Origin of the sequence: Aeromonas sp. 61P (genome assembly GCF_051919545.1) — a bacterium.
Taxonomy (GTDB): Bacteria; Pseudomonadota; Gammaproteobacteria; order Enterobacterales; family Aeromonadaceae; genus Aeromonas; species Aeromonas veronii.
In genome coordinates this window covers 3,418,070-3,433,089 of record NZ_JBQBEL010000001.1, presented here as the reverse complement: position 1 = coordinate 3,433,089, position 15,020 = coordinate 3,418,070, and the positions used below count along the sequence as shown (strand labels likewise).

Sequence of the window (15,020 nt, the reverse complement as noted above, 5' to 3'; positions counted from 1 at the left end):
ACTCAGGAAAATAAGCGCGGGGCAACAAGGGAGCGAACGACAAGATGGATTTTACCCTGACCGATGATCAACAGGCGTATGTGGAGGCGGCCGCCGCCTTTGCCGATGAGGCGCTCAAACCCCATGCCGCGCGCTGGGACAAGGAGCATGAGTTTCCGATCCCGACCATCAAGCAGGCGGCCGGGCTAGGTTTTTGTGGTCTCTATACCCCGGAGCAGTTTGGCGGATTGGGGTTGCCGCGCCTCGATGCAAGCCTCATCTTCGAACGCCTCGCCATGGGCTGTACCTCGACCACGGCGTATCTGACTATCCACAACATGGTGAGCTGGATGCTGGGTAGCTGGTTGCCCACCGAGGTTGCCAAGGAGTGGGTGCCCAAACTGGCCAGCGGCGAATTGCTGGGCTCCTATTGCCTCACCGAGCCGGGGGCGGGTTCCGATGCTGCGGCACTCAAGACCCGAGCCACTCGCGAGGGTGACAGCTACCTCATCGAGGGAACAAAGGTCTTTATCTCGGGAGCGGGCAGCACTGACGTGCTGGTGGTGATGGCCCGTACCGGTGGTGAAGGTGCGAAGGGGATCTCTGCCTTTATGGTGCCGGCTAATGCCCCCGGCGTGAGCTATGGCAAGGCAGAAGAGAAGATGGGCTGGAACAGCCAGCCGACCCGGGAGGTTGTTTTCAACGGGGTTCGCATTCCTGCCTGTTATCGGTTGGGCGAAGAGGGGGAAGGATTCAAGTTCGCCATGCAGGCCCTCGATGGTGGGCGCATCAATATTGCCACCTGTTCGGTGGGCACCGCCCAGCAGGCGCTGGACGATGCGCTGGCTTATGTGCAGCAGCGCCAGCAATTTGGTCACCCGATCAGCGAATTCCAGAGCGTGCAGTTTCGCCTGGCCGATATGGCGACCGAGCTGGCTGCCGCCCGCCTGCTGGTACGTCAGGCCGCCGACAAGCTGGATCGCGGGGCACCCGACAAGAGTGCCTGGTGTGCCATGGCCAAACGTTATTCTACCGATGTGGGTTATCGAATTTGTGATGAGGCTCTGCAACTCTTTGGCGGCTATGGTTATATCCGCGAGTATCCGCTCGAGCGCTATCTGCGCGATACCCGGGTACACCGCATTCTGGAGGGCACCAACGAGGTGATGCGACTCATCATCGCGCGCCGCCTGCTGGCCGATCCCGGTTTGTCGCTGGGCTAACAGGTGGTCGCATCAAGGGTGTGTTGCCTGCCACCCGATTTGCACCATGCCATGCCGGTTTCGGCTTTGTGAGCCAGCCACAGGTTGGTGTCATTCAAGCCTGTCATCATGGCGGCAGCTTCATCGACAAGGACAATGTTATGACAAGGATCAGACTCGAATATCATGGCCACGTGGCCTATATCACCCTCGACCATCCCCCTGCCAACACCTGGACTCTCGCCAGCCTGCAGGCCTTTTTGCAGATGATGGTGGAGCTCGACAGTCGTCCCGATGTGGTGGCGCTGGTGATCCGTGGTGCGGGCGACAAATTTTTCTGCGCCGGTGCCGACCTCAATATGTTTGTCGAGGGGAATGTCGAGCTGGCCCGCGAAGTAGCCGAGGCCTTTGGCAAGGCCTTCGAGGCGCTGGCTCGTTTTCACGGCGTCAGTATCGCCGCCATCAATGGTTATGCCATGGGAGGCGGGCTGGAAGTGGCGCTGGCTTGTGATATCCGTATCGCCGAGCAGCAGGCGTTGCTGGGACTTCCGGAAGCCTCGGTGGGCTTGCTTCCCTGTGCCGGTGGCACCCAGCGCCTGACCGAGCTGGTGGGGCCGGGCTGGGCCAAGCGGATGATCCTCTGCGGTGAGAAGGTGAGTGCCTCGCTGGCCTACGAGATGGGGCTGGTGGAGGAGGTGGTGAAAACCGGTCAGGCGTGGGAGGCGGCGCACCAGATGGCCCATCTGGTGGAGCGCCAGAGCCCGAGCGCCCTGCGCGCCTGCAAAACCCTGATCAATCAGGGCCGCAGTGGCCCGCGGGATGCCGCCTTGCCCCTTGAGCGGTCGCTGTTTCTCGATCTCTTTAGCGATGCCAATCAGCGTGAAGGGGTGGCCGCCTTCCTGGAGAAACGCTTACCGCGCTGGCAATATGGCCCAACAGAATAAATCCATATGGAGCTGTTTATGAGTGAGCCGGTCAAGGTTAGCTGTTATCCCACCGAAGATGGCCATCAGGTCGGGGTGTTGACCCTCGACAGCCCTGCGTCTCTCAACGCATTGAGCCTGCCGATGATCCAGATCCTGCAACAGACGCTGACCCGTTGGGAGCAGGATCCCGCCATCGTCTGTGTGCTGCTGCAGGGGGCGGGTGAAAAGGCATTTTGTGCCGGTGGCGATATCCGCTCCTTCTATTACCGCAAGCAGGAGGCGAGCGGCTCGGAACTGTTCGAATATGCCCGCGACTTTTTCGAGCAGGAGTACCGGCTCGACCACCACATCCACTCTTACCGCAAGCCCCTGATCTGCGTGGCGGATGGTATCTGCATGGGGGGCGGTATTGGCCTGTTTGCCGGAGCCGATTTTCGGGTGGTGACCGAAAAGAGCCTGTTCGCCATGCCGGAGGTGACCATAGGCCTCTACCCCGACGTGGGAGCGAGCTGGTTTTTAAGCCGGATGCCGGGGCGGCTGGGGCTCTGGCTCGGTCTGACAGGTGCCCGCTTCAACGGGAGTGATGCCATAGGTCTTGGGCTGGCGGATCACGCCATCGCCAGTGGCGAGCGCAGTGCGCTGTTGTTACGCCTCGCCGTGCTCGACTGGACTGGCTGTGGTGAGCCCCGTGAGCAGATCGATCAGTTGTTCAGGGGGTTGCACCGTGAGGTGGCGGCCCGCTTGCCAGCGCCTGTATTGCTGCCCCATCAACAGAGGATCGATGCCTTGCTGGCGGGACGCACGTTGCAAGGGGTATTGGCGCGGCTGTTCAGCGCCCATTTCGATGAACAGGAGACGGTACTCCAGCAGGCGCAGCAGATCTGCCGCACCGGCAGCCCCATCAGCCGCGCCATTTTGTGGCGCCAATATTGGCAGGCTCGCCGCAACTCCCTGGCCGAAGTATTTGCCGAGGAGCTGACCCTCTCGGTCAACTGCGTGCTGAAGGGGGATTTTGTGGAAGGGGTACGGGCACTGCTGATCGACAAGGATAAAGATCCCCGCTGGCAACAGTTGCCATCGGAGGGGGAGTGGCTGGACGAGTTCTATCACTGGCCGCAGGGGTGCAATCCGTTGGCCTGCAAGGAATAACATCTTGGCAACCGGCGCACGCCGCCATCAGCAACGCAAGGAGCAAGCGGGATGACAAGGATAGGGTTTATCGGGCTCGGCAACATGGGGGGGCCCATGGCGGCCAATCTGGCCAGGGCCGGGCACAGGGTGCAGGTGTTTGATCTGGTTGCCCAAAACATTGAGCGCGCCATCGCCGCTGGCTGCATCGCCACGGGGGATGCCCGAGAGGCGGTGACCGGCTGCGAGGTGGTGATCAGTATGCTACCGGCGGGGGAGCATGTGTGCGACCTTTGGTTGTCTGAGGGGCAGGATCTGCTGGCAGCCCTGCCGGTTGGTGCACTGGTGATCGACTGCTCCACTATCGATGTCGACTCTGCCCGTCAGGTCGGGGAGGCGGCCCGCGCCCGTGGTTTGCGCTTTATCGATGCCCCCGTATCGGGCGGTGTCGCCGGTGCGGCCGCCGGGACGCTCACCTTTATCGTTGGTGGTGACGCGGCGGATTTCGAGGCGGCGAAACCTCTGCTCGCCTGCATGGGGCAGAACCTGTTTCACGCCGGGGCGCTGGGGGCAGGGCAGATCGCCAAGATGTGCAACAACATGCTGCTTGCGATCCATATGGCGGGCACTGCCGAGGCGCTGGCCCTCGGGGTGAAGGAGGGGCTGGATCCCGCCGTGCTCTCCACCATCATGGGCAAGAGCTCCGGCAACAACTGGAGTCTGGAGCGCTACAACCCCTGGCCCGGGGTGATGGAGAATGTCCCTGCCGCCCGCAACTATCAGGGGGGCTTTATGACCCGTTTGATGGTGAAAGATTTGGGATTGGCCATGGCGCTGGCCGAGCATGGCCACAGCGCTGTGCCGATGGGGGCGCTGGCCCGCAACCTGTTCAACCTGCATGCCGCTCAGGGGCAGGGGAGCCGCGATTTCTCCAGCATCGTCGAACTCTATCTGGATAAACAGGATCCCGCCTGACGGGCACCTCTCTTCAAGGCATCTCCCCTCGACCAGCTACAAGGAGCATTGATGGATATCAAAGATAAGGTCATCGTTATTACCGGTGCCGGACGTGGCTTGGGACGGGCCATTGCGCTGGCCCTGGGCGCACAGGGGGCGACGCTGGCGCTGCTAGACATCAATCGCGCCGATCTGGAAGCGACCGCAGCCCTGGTGCGCAGTCAGAATGATCAGTGCGATCAAGATAGCCAGTGCGAGCTGTTTGTCTGCAATGTGGCGAGCGAAGCCGAGGTTGAGTCGGTTTTTGCTGGCATCAAGGAGCGTTTTGGCGTGCTGCACGGTCTTATCAACTGCGCCGGCATTTTGCGCGATGGCATGCTGATCAAGGTGAAAGAGGGTGAGCTGGTGGAGAAGATGACGCTGGTCCAGTGGCAGAGCGTGATTGACGTCAACCTCACCGGTACCTTCCTCTGTGGGCGCGAGGGGGCGGCGCTGATGGCCCAAGGGGGGCTGGGGGGCGTCATCATCAACATCTCTTCCATCGCCCGCGCCGGCAATATTGGCCAGAGCAACTATGCCGCCAGCAAGGCGGGGGTTGCCTCGCTGGTGGTGACCTGGGCGCGGGAGTTGGCGCGCCATGGCATTCGGGTGATGGGGATTGCCCCCGGGGTGTTTGCCACCGACATGACGGCGGCGATGAAGCCGGAGGCGATGGCACGGATGCAGCAGGCCATTCCGGTCGGCACCCTTGGCGAGGCGCAACAGCTGGCCGAGACGGTGAGCTTTATTTTTGCCAACGACTATCTGTCGGGAAGGATGATAGAACTGGATGGCGGTTTGCGTTTATAGGGATTTACATAATGGGCCCCGGTGTTTCCACCGGGGCTTTTTTATGCAGATTATTTATACAGAGAGTGCCTGAATGGCGATGCATAGGAACCATGCGAGTCAGGTTGTGTTGGCAGAAAAATGAGAAATATCAATGGGTCTTGGTTAATTTGAGCCAGCTCACAGGCCATATGGGCCAGTGCTGTAAAATTGCGCGCGGTCAAGGCGGTGCATGATTGACGGGACGAGGGATTGCGGTCGGAATAGTCATGCAATATAGTTGCCGCCTTTTTCACGGGGTCAGGATTCCCAGCCCCTCCCATATTGCGCGCAGTATGAATACGGACGCTCTGCCGCCGCCTAAATAAACAGGATTGAAATGGACAAGAAACTAGGGCTGGGCGCCCTCATTTCGCTGGTGATCGGCTCCATGGTCGGCGCCGGGGTCTTCAGTCTGCCACAAAACATTGCTGCGCATGCCAGTGCCGGGGCGGTCGCCCTGGGTTGGGCCATCACCGGTCTGGGCATGATCTGTCTCGCGCTGGTCTATCAGAACCTCTCCATGCGCCGCCCCGATCTCGATGGCGGTATCTTCAGCTATGCCAAAGCCGGTTTCGGCGATTTTATCGGTTTCAACGCCGCCTGGGGTTACTGGCTCTGCCAACTGCTGGCCAACGTCTCCTACGCCATCGTGGTGTTCAGCGCCCTGAGCTACTTCTTCGATACACCTGACAACGTCATCTTCGGTGACGGCAATACGCCGGTGGCCATCACGCTGGCCTCCATCCTGATCTGGTCGGTGCATGCGCTGGTGCTGCGCGGGGTACAGGTTGCTGCGCTGGTGAATATCGTCACCACCATCGCCAAGATGGTGCCGCTCATCGTCTTCTGTGTTGCAATCCTGCTGGCTTTCAACATGGATACCTTCACTCTGGATATTTGGGGCCAGAACAACATGGAGCTGGGCTCCGTGATGGATCAGGTCAAGTCCACCATGAAGGTGACCCTCTGGGTCTTTATCGGGATTGAAGGGGCCGTGGTGGTCTCTGCCCGTGCCCGTCATCGCAAGGATGTGGGCCGTGCGACAGTGCTGGCGCTGCTCGGCGCCCTGACGCTTTACGTGATGGTGACCCTGTTCTCGCTGGGTGTCATGAGCCAGCCGCAGCTGGCGGCGCTCAAGAACCCCTCGACCGCCATGATCCTCGAAGCCGTGGTCGGCCCCTGGGGCGCCTGGCTTATCAACATCGGTCTGGTGGTGTCGGTGATGGGTGCTCTGCTCAGCTGGACCGTGCTGGCCGCTGAAGTGCCCTACATTGCAGGCAAGACCGGCGTGTTCCCGGGCTGGTTTGCCAAGGAGAACAAGAACGGCTCGCCGCAGGTGTCCCTCTGGTGCTCTACCTGTCTGGTGCAGATCTTCCTGATCATCATCTACTTCCAGAGCAGCACCTATCTGGCGCTGGTCAACATCGCAACCTCGGCGGCGCTGGTGCCTTACGTCTTTTCGGGCGCTTATGGCCTGAAGCTGGCATTGAAAGGGGAGACCTATCAGGGTCAACCCCATCAGCGCAAGCGTGACCTGCTGCTGGCCCTGGTGGCGACGGTTTACGGCTGCTGGCTGGTCTACGCTGCTGGTGTGGAGTACCTGCTGCTGGTGGCGCTGCTCTATAGTCCGGGCATCTTCATCTACTGGAAGGCGCGTCAGCATCACGGTCTGCGCGGTCTTAACCGGCTGGAGCAGGGGATGACGGCGGCCCTGCTTGGCTGTGCCGTGCTGGCCTTCTACAAGGTGATGGACGGTACCATTCCACTGCACTAACCGGCACAATGAAGAGATGGCCCTCGCGCCATCTCTTTTTTTTCATGCAGATATCCACTGTTGCCCGGCCGTGTTGGCCAGTTTTTGTTTAACACAGGAATTTTTATGCTGTTTATGGGTTACCTCCTGCTGGGCGCCTTTGCCGGTATGCTGGCGGGGCTGTTCGGGATTGGTGGTGGATTGATCATTGTCCCCGTGCTGGTCATGACCTTTCGCGCCCAGGGCATCGACCCTGAAATCATTACCCATCTGGCCCTCGGCACCTCGTTGCCCACCATGATCTTTACCGGATTCAGCTCGCTTAGAGCACATCAGGAAGCGGGCGCCGTCGACTGGGTGATGATCCGCAGATTGGGGGCGGGCATGCTGGTTGGTGCCTGGCTCGGTGGTATGACGGCCAATCTGCTCAGTACCAGCACCCTCAATATCATTATCGGCTGCTTCGCCTGGAGCATGGCGCTACAGATGGGGCTCAATCTCAAGCCCAAAGCGGAGCGCCATATGCCGGGGGCGCTCGGCACAGGCATCGCCGGTACCATCATTGGCTGGATGTCAGCGCTGTTTGGTATTGGCGGTGGCTCGCTGACCGTCCCTTATCTGAGCTGGAACTCGGTGCCAATGCGCAATGCGGTAGCGGCCTCTGCAGCCTGCAGCATGCCCATCGCGCTGGCGGGGAGTCTGAGCTACCTCTATGCGGGTTGGGGTCATGCCGATCTGCCCGAGTGGAGTGTGGGCTACATCTATCTGCCAGCGCTGCTCGGCATTGTGCTGACCAGTACCCAGTTTGCCCGCCTTGGTGCCAAGCTGGCACACCGATTGTCACCAAGACGCCTCAAGCAGGCATTTGCTCTGCTGATGCTGCTGGTGGGGGCGAAATTTATGCTGTTTAGCTGATTCATTCGGCAGATTGTTGAAAAATAAGGCAAACGATCTGTTGGAGGGTAGAAAGCCGTTGCATTGAACGCCCAGTTTGCCTATTCTCCTCGCCGGTGGTCCTATTGGTCCTCTCGCATTGATAACCCGTCGACCTGGTCAGGACCGGAAGGTAGCAGCCAAGGCGGGGGACTCGAGTGCCGGGATGTTGCTGGTAGGGCCACCACTTGTTTCTGCAATTCAATAAGTTACAGCTAATAGCCCCCCTTCAGACCTCTTGGTAATCCACTTTGTGTGGATGAATCAGGAGTCTTCTCTGTGAATCTCTGGCTCTCTCCGCAAGGTATCTGGTACTACCGCAAGGTGACTGTGCTTCCCTGTGGTCGCCGCAAAGACATCAAGAAATCTCTCCGAACTCGGGACAAGCTGGTCGCTCGTGAACAGGTGGCTAAGATGTTTGCCTGTGCGCGTTCTTGGGTAAAACCTGAGTCTGTCCAGCCAGAACCTCAGCCAAACTCCCTGCCGGAGCTTCAGCAGCTACCGCAACAGATACAACCAGCAGTCAATCCTGCCCCTCAGTTGGCCCATATGGATCCTTCTGCCATTGCATCCCCTGTACTCTCAGAACTCAGTGAGCGTTACCTGAAAGAGAAGGCCCTCTCCTGGACACCGAAAGAACTCAGCAACCAGAAGAACTACATCGGCTGCTTCATCAAGGCGCTGGGTAAAATTGCACTGTGCGATGGCGAATGGATTTGCTAACGGATGGGTCAACTTACTGGTCAAGCGTGACGGGCCTTAGTCGGCTGCCATTGCCGACCACCATGGAGGCGGCGGTCAGTAACAGGGCACTGCCCATAAAGGTGGCCCTGATAGAGAGGGAATCCAGTAACCACCCCCCCACGGCAGCCCCCAACGTGATCGCCAGCTGAATAGCTGCCACCATCAGGCCTCCACCGCTCTCGGGTGAATCTGAGATGCCCTGGGTGATCCAGGCTGACCAGGCGACCGGAATGGCGGAGTTAAGGGCGCCCCAGAGGATCAGCATCAGGGCCACACTCCAGAAGTGATGCTCCACCGCCAGCAGCGTCAGGGTGATAACGCCTAGCACCAGTGGCAACCAGCGCAGCATCCGGTAAAGATGACGGCGCAGCAGCATGCTTACCGCTGTGGTGCCGACAAAACCGGCCAGCCCCAAAGCCAGCAGCAGCGCCGAGAGTTGTGGCAGGTCGACCTGGGTGCGTGTCTCCAGGAAGGGGCGAAAATAGGTAAAGGCACTGAAGGCGCCGGCAAAGGTCAGCGTCACGCCCATGATGGCAATGGCGACGTTGGGTCTGTGCATAAGGCGAAATGCGCTGTGCGGGCGTGCTTGGGAGTGCATGGAAGGCAGGCAAAGTACCATCCACAGCAGGTTGATCACTACCAACGGTACCAGCAGCCAGAACACGCCTCGCCAGCCGATCAGTCCACCCAAGTAACTGCCAATGGGGGCCGCAAAGGCGGTCGCGACCGCATTGCCGGTATACAGGATGCCCAACGCTTTGGGGACGGATTGGCTGGAGACCAACCGCATGATGGTGGCGGTTGCCAGCGCCCAAAAACCGCCGATAACGATCCCGAGCAGAGCGCGTGCCACCATCAGCACGGTAAAGTTGGGGCTTAAGGCGATCACGATTAAAGAGGTCAGCATCACGACGGCTAGCCCCATGAGCACATGACGTCGGTCCAGCCTGTGAGATAGAGGTGCGATCAGCAAACTGGTCGGGACGGCAAACAGGCCGGAGATGGCAATAGCAAGACCGGCCATGCCATTGCTGGCACCTAGCTCGGTGGCGATCGGCGTCAGCAGGCTGACCGGCATAAACTCGGCGGCAATGAGCAGTGCCACACACAGGGACATGGCAGCAACCGCAGACCAGTGTTCGTTGACGACAGCGGGTGTATGTGATGATAACGATGTTACGTTCATGGCATGACCTGAAAGTGAAATATGGGCTTATTCGATTGCTTCGATCGTGATGCTGGCGGCCGAGGTTGTGGTCAGGTGGGAGAGACCCGATTCAATGCGCCCTAACTTAATCAGTCCGGTCGAATAGCCAAAGTCCCGATAGAAGATCGCCAGATTGCCCCACGGGGCGTAATAGGTGAGATCCCCCACGTTCGGGTCAATGCCTTTTGGGGCGCCCTGTGTGGTCAATTTGCGGGGCAGATAAGCAATCTTCTCGGTGTCGGCGTAATCCTCGAGGGGCAGTGTCAGGGGGAGCATGGCAAAAAAGTCCCGGGCGCTGTGACTATCTTCCAGGGTGGCCGTGATGATCTGGCTGGCTATCGTCATCTTGATGTTCATACTATCTGCCTTGTTCTGAGCCTTAGCACTTGTAGCGGTTGCTGTGCTGGTCACCCCCAGCAACAGAGCCATCGCGCCAACAAACACTCCTCTGATCATTGAGCTTCTCCCAATGCGGCGTGAAAGGTGGCGTCGAAACCAGTGAGAAAACGCGGCGAAGAGGCCGCCGCGTTTTCGACGCTTACTTCATGTTGGTCTTGAAGAACTGCTCGAACTTGGCGAACGGGATCTTACCAGCCTGGTTGTCATACAGGTCGACATGATTGACGCCAGGCACAACGACCAGCTCTTTCTGCTTGCTGCCAATGGCCTTGAAGGCATCTTCGGCAAAGTAACGAGAGTGGGCCTGCTCACCGGTCACGATCAGAGTGGGAATGGATATTTCGCTTGCATAACTCAGCAGCGGCATATTCATGAATGACAGCGGCATGGTAGTGGTCCAGGCCCCGTTGGAGTTGACAGAACGGGCATGGAAACCACGCGGTACACGGTAGTAATCGAAGAACTCCTTGAGTACCGGGTGCGGGTTTTCCGGCAGAACCTCTGGCAGGGTGCGGGCGGCAGCGGTGACATTTCCCTTGTCATCGACATAGAGGTCGTGATTGCTATGGGCATAGGTGCCACTTTCCGCATCTTTCCAGCGTTGTTCATTCAGGTATGCCAGCACGGCGCGGCGATCGGCGGTGGAAAATCGATCCTTGCCATCGCCCACCCCATGCCCCATGGCCCGGCTCATGTCATACATCACGCTGGTTGCCACCGCCTTGATGCGGGTGTCGCCAGCGGCGGCATTGAGGGCCATGCCACCCCAGCCGCAAATCCCCAGTAGACCGATACGGTTGCGGTCGACCTCTTTTTGCTGGCCGAGAAAATCGACGGCGGCGCTGAAATCTTCGGTGTTGATGTCTGGCGAGGCCACATCACGCGGCTGGCCGCCACTCTCACCGGTGTAAGAGGGGTCAAACGCCAGCGTGACAAAACCATGCTCAGCCAGGGTCTGGGCATAGAGGCCGCTCGACTGCTCTTTTACGGCACCAAATGGGCCGCTCAGAGCAATGGCCGCCAGCTTGGCGTCTCCCCGGTTTTTCGGCAGATAGAGGTCAGCCACGAGAGTGATGCCGTAACGGTTCTTGAAGGTGACCTTGCGATGATCGACCTTGTCGCTTTGGGTGAAGGTCTTGTCCCATTGGGTGACCATGGAGACAGGTTCAGTGGGGTTGGTTGTTTGGGCATGACTCAATGTAGAGACTCCGGTTAATGCGGCGCCCAGCAGCAGGGTAGACGCGATAGCTGTCAGTTTCTTGGGGAGAACATTCATGGCAAAGTTCCTCGAAATCGGATTTCAGATGCATGGTCCTGGTGGTGGAGGGTTGGTTTTGTGAACCACGACACACAGTCTAGTTAGAACGAATAGTGATGATTAGAGGCGGTTTTTTGATAACATTAATGCTTTTTTGTTCTAAATTAAGACGTCTGACGCGCACCTGACTCAGGTCGTGGCGGACAGGAACATAGGGGGTGAACAAAATGACAGGCCGCGAGAATTACAACGATCTCCACGTCTTTATGCTGGTCGCTCGGGAAGGGAGTTTTACCAAGGCCGCAGCCAGGTTGGGGCTTGCCCAGTCCGGGGTCAGCCGAACGATTCGGGATCTCGAGGCCCGGCTCGGGGTGCAGCTTCTGATGCGCACCACCCGCAGCCTCTCCTTAACCCAAGCGGGTGAGCAGTTGTACCGCACGGCGCAGGGCTGTTTTCAGTCCCTTGATGCGGGTCTGGCTACGCTCGCCCACTATCGTGATACCCCTTCAGGCACGGTACGGATCAACGCCAGCCAACATGCCATCGACAAGGTGCTGCTTCCCAAGCTGACCAACTTCAGGCAGCGTTATCCCGATATTCGGCTGGAACTCATCAGTGAAAGCCGCTTCGTGAACATCATCGATGAGCGCTTTGATGCTGGCGTGCGGCTGGGTGACGAGGTGGATGAGGGGATGGTGGCCGTGCGCATTACGCCCGATTTGGAGATGGTGATGGTAGCCACACCAGATCATTTTCTTCAATACGGATTTCCCCAGGCGCCTGCCGATCTGGCGGGACATCCCTGTATCGCTTACCAGTTTGCCGATGGCAGCCTCTATCAATGGGAACTGTGGCAAGAGGGGAAGGCGATTAAGCATCGACCACAGGGGCAGTGGGTCTTCTCTGACAGTTATATGGAGGCGGCTGCTGCCAAAATGGGGCTGGGACTGGCCTATGTGCCAGAGGAATTGGTGAGCGATGAACTTGAGCGCGGTATCTTAATCCAGGTATTGAAACCCTATAGTCACCGTTTGGCTGGTCTGTACCTCTATTATCCCCACCGCAATGTTTCACCCGCATTAAGAGTGGTTATTGATGCATTAAAAACATAAATATAGTCATCCACTTTGGTCTGGACGTTGTAGGGAGGGGATTACTAGATCTGTACAGAACAAAAAATCCCTGCATACCCGAGACAAGCTGACGGCCCGTGCAGCTGTTGCGAAGCGGCTTGCCTGCGTGCGTTCCAGACCCAAGCCCATTCAGTTGTCTACAGAGGTCAATGTTGCCCCACATGAGCAATCAGTAGCCCGGCATCCGCGGTTTTATTGCTTGGTGACACGCATGGCTGTGTTGTATTTGAGCCGCCCATGGGAAATATGTCTGTTTATCTCGCTCAGTAGCGTCTCTTTATTGATGGGCTTGGTGATATACCCGTTCATGCCATGGGAGAGATAGTATTGCTTGGATTCCGGCATCGCATCAGCCGTCAGGGCGATGATGGGGATATCTGCCCAAGGCATCTGGGAGGTGCGGATCCGGGTGGTGGCCACCAGGCCATCCATCACTGGCATCTGGACATCCATCAACACCAGATCAAATTCGGTGTGACCCAGTTTCTCCAGCGCCTCTTCTCCCTGAACGGCCAATGTGACCTGATGGCCCACGGAGTCGAGCATGGCGCCGATCACCTTGCGGTTGGTGGCATTGTCATCAACCAGCAAGATGCGATAGCTCTCCTGGTCCAGCGGCTTGGACGGCAGGCAAACAATCGAGGGGGTCGTGGCTCTGGCGGGCCAGATGTAGGTAAAAGTACTGCCATGTCCCTCGCTGCTCTCTACCGAGATATCGCCGCCCATCAGGCGTGCGAGGTTACGGGATATTTCAAGTCCCAGGCCCGATCCACCATATTGGCGGGTGATCGAGACATCCGCTTGGGCGAAACGTTGAAACAGGTTCTTTAGCTGACTTTTGCTCATGCCGATCCCGGTGTCCTGGATCGAGATGCGTATCGAGTGTCGAGCCTGCTCCAACAGGGTGCTATCAACGTGGATCTTTACTTCCCCCTGATGGGTGAACTTGATGGCATTGCTCACCAGATTGAAGAGGATCTGCCGCACTCTCAGCGGGTCGATCATCAACCACTCTGGCGTATCGGGGGCAACAGTCAGGGCCAGTTTGATCCCTTTTGCATCGCAGTTGCTCTGCATCAGGGCCCGGATATCCTCCAGCAGCTGGGGCAAGTGATGGGGGGCCAGCTGCAGCTCGATCTTGCCCTCTTCCAGTTTGGATACATCCAGAATGTCGTTGAGCAGACCGAGCAGATGGTTTGCCGATTCGCGCGCCGTCTCCAGATAGTCTCGCTCCCTCGGATCCATATCCCGGTCGGCCAGCAGTGAGAGCATGCCGAGAATGCCATTCATGGGGGTGCGAATTTCATGGCTCATGTTGGCCAAAAAGCTGCTTTTGGCTCTTGTGCCTGCCTCTGCCGCCTGATTTGCCCGCAGCAGTTTGTCATTGAGCTGCTGCATCAGTTTGTGTTGCAGAAACGAGATATTCATTTGCCGCCAGATCAGCAGGGCGAGCACAAAGAGCAGCGCAAATTGCAGGGTCGCGATGAGTGTCGTCGTGATGATCTGCTCCCTCACGCTGTCGCGACGCGCCACATCAAACAGGGTCGCCTGCTGGTTCACCTCCAGAGTCAGCTGATGGAGCAGGGGGAGCAGGGAGGCAAGCTGTTGGCGCAGCTCCTGATGGGCAAGATTGTCGAGCGGCTTGGTGGCTTCCGGGCCGAGCCAGATATCCGCCAGAGAGATGTAGGATCGAATGGCTTTGCTTGCCTGCTGGTAGATCTCTGTTTGCTGAAGCAGGCTGCGATCCTTGCTCTCCAACACCAGATCCATGCGGCTGACCAGAATATCGTATCTAGCTGGAAGGTCGGTTGCGACTCATGGAGCAGCGAGCTTTGAAAACGCAGCGCTTCGTTATAGAGCTGGAAATAGTTCCACATCACGTTGTCTTCGCCCTGGCTGGTACTGCGCTGCAGATCCTGAAATTGCCGGTACTGGATGGTACCAATACCGGCAAAGGCAAGGAGCAGCACACAAAGCACCACAAACAAGAAACGTTGACTGGCCGCCATGGAACGCATGATGGGATCTACTCCACTTTTATCGCGCTGATCTGCCAGATAGCCCGACCGTAATAGAGCTTGTTTTGCAGTTCGGGATATTGATCGAACGGATAGACAAGGAACAGCGGCCCTTTGTCACGCACCGACAGTGGCTTGCCATTGATCGTGCGGGCGAGGATGACCCGATACTGCTCGGCATCGCTTGTCGGCACCTGTACCGAGTAGTCATTGAGCGCGGTAATAGTGAGCTGTTTGCCGGTTGCCCCGACCTTGGCCAATACATCTTGCAGCAGCGGGCCGCGAAAAGTTTTGGCTTCGTCATACCAGGGGGTATGGGTTTTGATTTCGTGTACCGGCAGTTGATCCAGCATGGCGCTGTCCCACAGGGCCAGAGCCTGATGAGTGGGGCTGCTGATGGCGCCTTCAACCTTCAACACGGCGCTGTCAGGGGAGGGGGCTGCGTATGCGGTGCCGCAAAGGGCTGCCAACAGTGGTGCGATGTAAAGGCCTGCTTTCATGATCTCTCCTTCC

The 15,020-nt window shown here is 58.3% G+C and carries 13 protein-coding genes, 1 other RNA gene and 1 pseudogene; 10 read left to right on the top strand and 5 right to left on the bottom strand.

All coding sequences use genetic code 11. From position 1 onward, the window contains the following. Positions 1 to 44: 44 nt before the first annotated feature. The 9 genes from ACTG2O_RS16155 (at position 45) to ACTG2O_RS16115 (ending at position 8,471) form a co-directional block, all read left to right on the top strand. Positions 45 to 1,202 carry an acyl-CoA dehydrogenase family protein gene (locus ACTG2O_RS16155; RefSeq protein ID WP_236284561.1) on the top strand — a complete coding sequence of 386 codons (1,158 nt, stop codon included), beginning with the start codon at positions 45 to 47 and terminating at the stop codon, positions 1,200 to 1,202. A gap of 140 nt (positions 1,203 to 1,342) precedes the next feature. Further along, entirely contained in the window at positions 1,343 to 2,125 is a 783-nt protein-coding gene (locus ACTG2O_RS16150; RefSeq protein ID WP_005336930.1) for an enoyl-CoA hydratase, read from the top strand. A gap of 18 nt (positions 2,126 to 2,143) precedes the next feature. Then, complete coding sequence (locus tag ACTG2O_RS16145; protein ID WP_439976339.1) at positions 2,144 to 3,256, top strand: enoyl-CoA hydratase/isomerase family protein; 1,113 nt, start codon at positions 2,144 to 2,146, stop codon at positions 3,254 to 3,256. Positions 3,257 to 3,307: 51 nt separating this feature from the next. Further along, positions 3,308 to 4,210, top strand: a complete 903-nt coding sequence (gene mmsB / locus ACTG2O_RS16140) for a 3-hydroxyisobutyrate dehydrogenase (RefSeq protein ID WP_236284564.1) — start codon at positions 3,308 to 3,310, stop codon at positions 4,208 to 4,210. 51 nt (positions 4,211 to 4,261) lie between these two features. Beyond that, positions 4,262 to 5,041, top strand: coding sequence for an SDR family oxidoreductase (locus ACTG2O_RS16135; protein WP_236284567.1), 780 nt, complete (start codon positions 4,262 to 4,264; stop codon positions 5,039 to 5,041). A gap of 358 nt (positions 5,042 to 5,399) precedes the next feature. Beyond that, positions 5,400 to 6,836 (top strand): arginine-ornithine antiporter, encoded by a 1,437-nt coding sequence (gene arcD, locus ACTG2O_RS16130; protein WP_005336921.1) that lies wholly within the window; start codon positions 5,400 to 5,402, stop codon positions 6,834 to 6,836. Positions 6,837 to 6,941: 105 nt separating this feature from the next. Beyond that, complete coding sequence (locus tag ACTG2O_RS16125; RefSeq protein WP_058058293.1) at positions 6,942 to 7,730, top strand: sulfite exporter TauE/SafE family protein; 789 nt, start codon at positions 6,942 to 6,944, stop codon at positions 7,728 to 7,730. Positions 7,731 to 7,832: 102 nt separating this feature from the next. Further along, positions 7,833 to 7,929: signal recognition particle sRNA small type (gene ffs, locus ACTG2O_RS16120), an RNA gene on the top strand. A gap of 98 nt (positions 7,930 to 8,027) precedes the next feature. Continuing rightward, positions 8,028 to 8,471 (top strand): hypothetical protein, encoded by a 444-nt coding sequence (locus tag ACTG2O_RS16115; RefSeq protein ID WP_439976338.1) that lies wholly within the window; start codon positions 8,028 to 8,030, stop codon positions 8,469 to 8,471. A gap of 13 nt (positions 8,472 to 8,484) precedes the next feature. On the opposite strand, the gene ACTG2O_RS16110 is transcribed toward ACTG2O_RS16115, so the two are convergent. From ACTG2O_RS16110 to ACTG2O_RS16100, 3 genes are all read right to left on the bottom strand, one after another. After that, positions 8,485 to 9,609: an MFS transporter gene (locus ACTG2O_RS16110; protein WP_439976337.1), complete on the bottom strand. Its 1,125-nt coding sequence runs from the start codon at positions 9,607 to 9,609 to the stop codon at positions 8,485 to 8,487. A gap of 96 nt (positions 9,610 to 9,705) precedes the next feature. Next, positions 9,706 to 10,056, bottom strand: a complete 351-nt coding sequence (locus ACTG2O_RS16105) for a cyclophilin-like fold protein (RefSeq protein WP_110303269.1) — start codon at positions 10,054 to 10,056, stop codon at positions 9,706 to 9,708. Positions 10,057 to 10,237: 181 nt separating this feature from the next. Continuing rightward, positions 10,238 to 11,374 (bottom strand): alpha/beta hydrolase, encoded by a 1,137-nt coding sequence (locus tag ACTG2O_RS16100; RefSeq protein WP_439976336.1) that lies wholly within the window; start codon positions 11,372 to 11,374, stop codon positions 10,238 to 10,240. A gap of 209 nt (positions 11,375 to 11,583) precedes the next feature. Between ACTG2O_RS16100 and ACTG2O_RS16095 the strand changes: the two genes are divergently transcribed. Next, on the top strand, positions 11,584 to 12,468 hold the full coding sequence (locus ACTG2O_RS16095; RefSeq protein ID WP_368192878.1) for a LysR family transcriptional regulator: 885 nt from the start codon (positions 11,584 to 11,586) through the stop codon (positions 12,466 to 12,468). Between the two features lie 213 nt (positions 12,469 to 12,681). Here the strand turns inward: ACTG2O_RS16095 and ACTG2O_RS16090 are convergent. Beyond that, a pseudogene (locus ACTG2O_RS16090) lies at positions 12,682 to 14,507 on the bottom strand (ATP-binding protein). 8 nt (positions 14,508 to 14,515) lie between these two features. Then, positions 14,516 to 15,007, bottom strand: coding sequence for a molybdopterin-dependent oxidoreductase (locus ACTG2O_RS16085; RefSeq protein ID WP_005351410.1), 492 nt, complete (start codon positions 15,005 to 15,007; stop codon positions 14,516 to 14,518). Positions 15,008 to 15,020 lie beyond the last annotated feature (13 nt).

What these genes read in the sequence shown, in the direction of transcription:
- ACTG2O_RS16125 (WP_058058293.1), top strand. Translation starts at nt 6,942, where the DNA reads ATGCTGTTTATGGGTTACCTCCTGCTGGGCGCCTTTGCCGGTATGCTG.
- ACTG2O_RS16105 (WP_110303269.1), bottom strand. Translation starts at nt 10,056, where the DNA reads ATGAACATCAAGATGACGATAGCCAGCCAGATCATCACGGCCACCCTG.
- ACTG2O_RS16155 (WP_236284561.1), top strand. Translation starts at nt 45, where the DNA reads ATGGATTTTACCCTGACCGATGATCAACAGGCGTATGTGGAGGCGGCC.
- ACTG2O_RS16135 (WP_236284567.1), top strand. Translation starts at nt 4,262, where the DNA reads ATGGATATCAAAGATAAGGTCATCGTTATTACCGGTGCCGGACGTGGC.
- ACTG2O_RS16110 (WP_439976337.1), bottom strand. Translation starts at nt 9,609, where the DNA reads ATGTCCCTGTGTGTGGCACTGCTCATTGCCGCCGAGTTTATGCCGGTC.
- ACTG2O_RS16145 (WP_439976339.1), top strand. Translation starts at nt 2,144, where the DNA reads ATGAGTGAGCCGGTCAAGGTTAGCTGTTATCCCACCGAAGATGGCCAT.
- mmsB (WP_236284564.1), top strand. Translation starts at nt 3,308, where the DNA reads ATGACAAGGATAGGGTTTATCGGGCTCGGCAACATGGGGGGGCCCATG.
- ACTG2O_RS16085 (WP_005351410.1), bottom strand. Translation starts at nt 15,007, where the DNA reads ATGAAAGCAGGCCTTTACATCGCACCACTGTTGGCAGCCCTTTGCGGC.
- arcD (WP_005336921.1), top strand. Translation starts at nt 5,400, where the DNA reads ATGGACAAGAAACTAGGGCTGGGCGCCCTCATTTCGCTGGTGATCGGC.
- ACTG2O_RS16100 (WP_439976336.1), bottom strand. Translation starts at nt 11,374, where the DNA reads ATGAATGTTCTCCCCAAGAAACTGACAGCTATCGCGTCTACCCTGCTG.
- ACTG2O_RS16150 (WP_005336930.1), top strand. Translation starts at nt 1,343, where the DNA reads ATGACAAGGATCAGACTCGAATATCATGGCCACGTGGCCTATATCACC.
- ACTG2O_RS16095 (WP_368192878.1), top strand. Translation starts at nt 11,584, where the DNA reads ATGACAGGCCGCGAGAATTACAACGATCTCCACGTCTTTATGCTGGTC.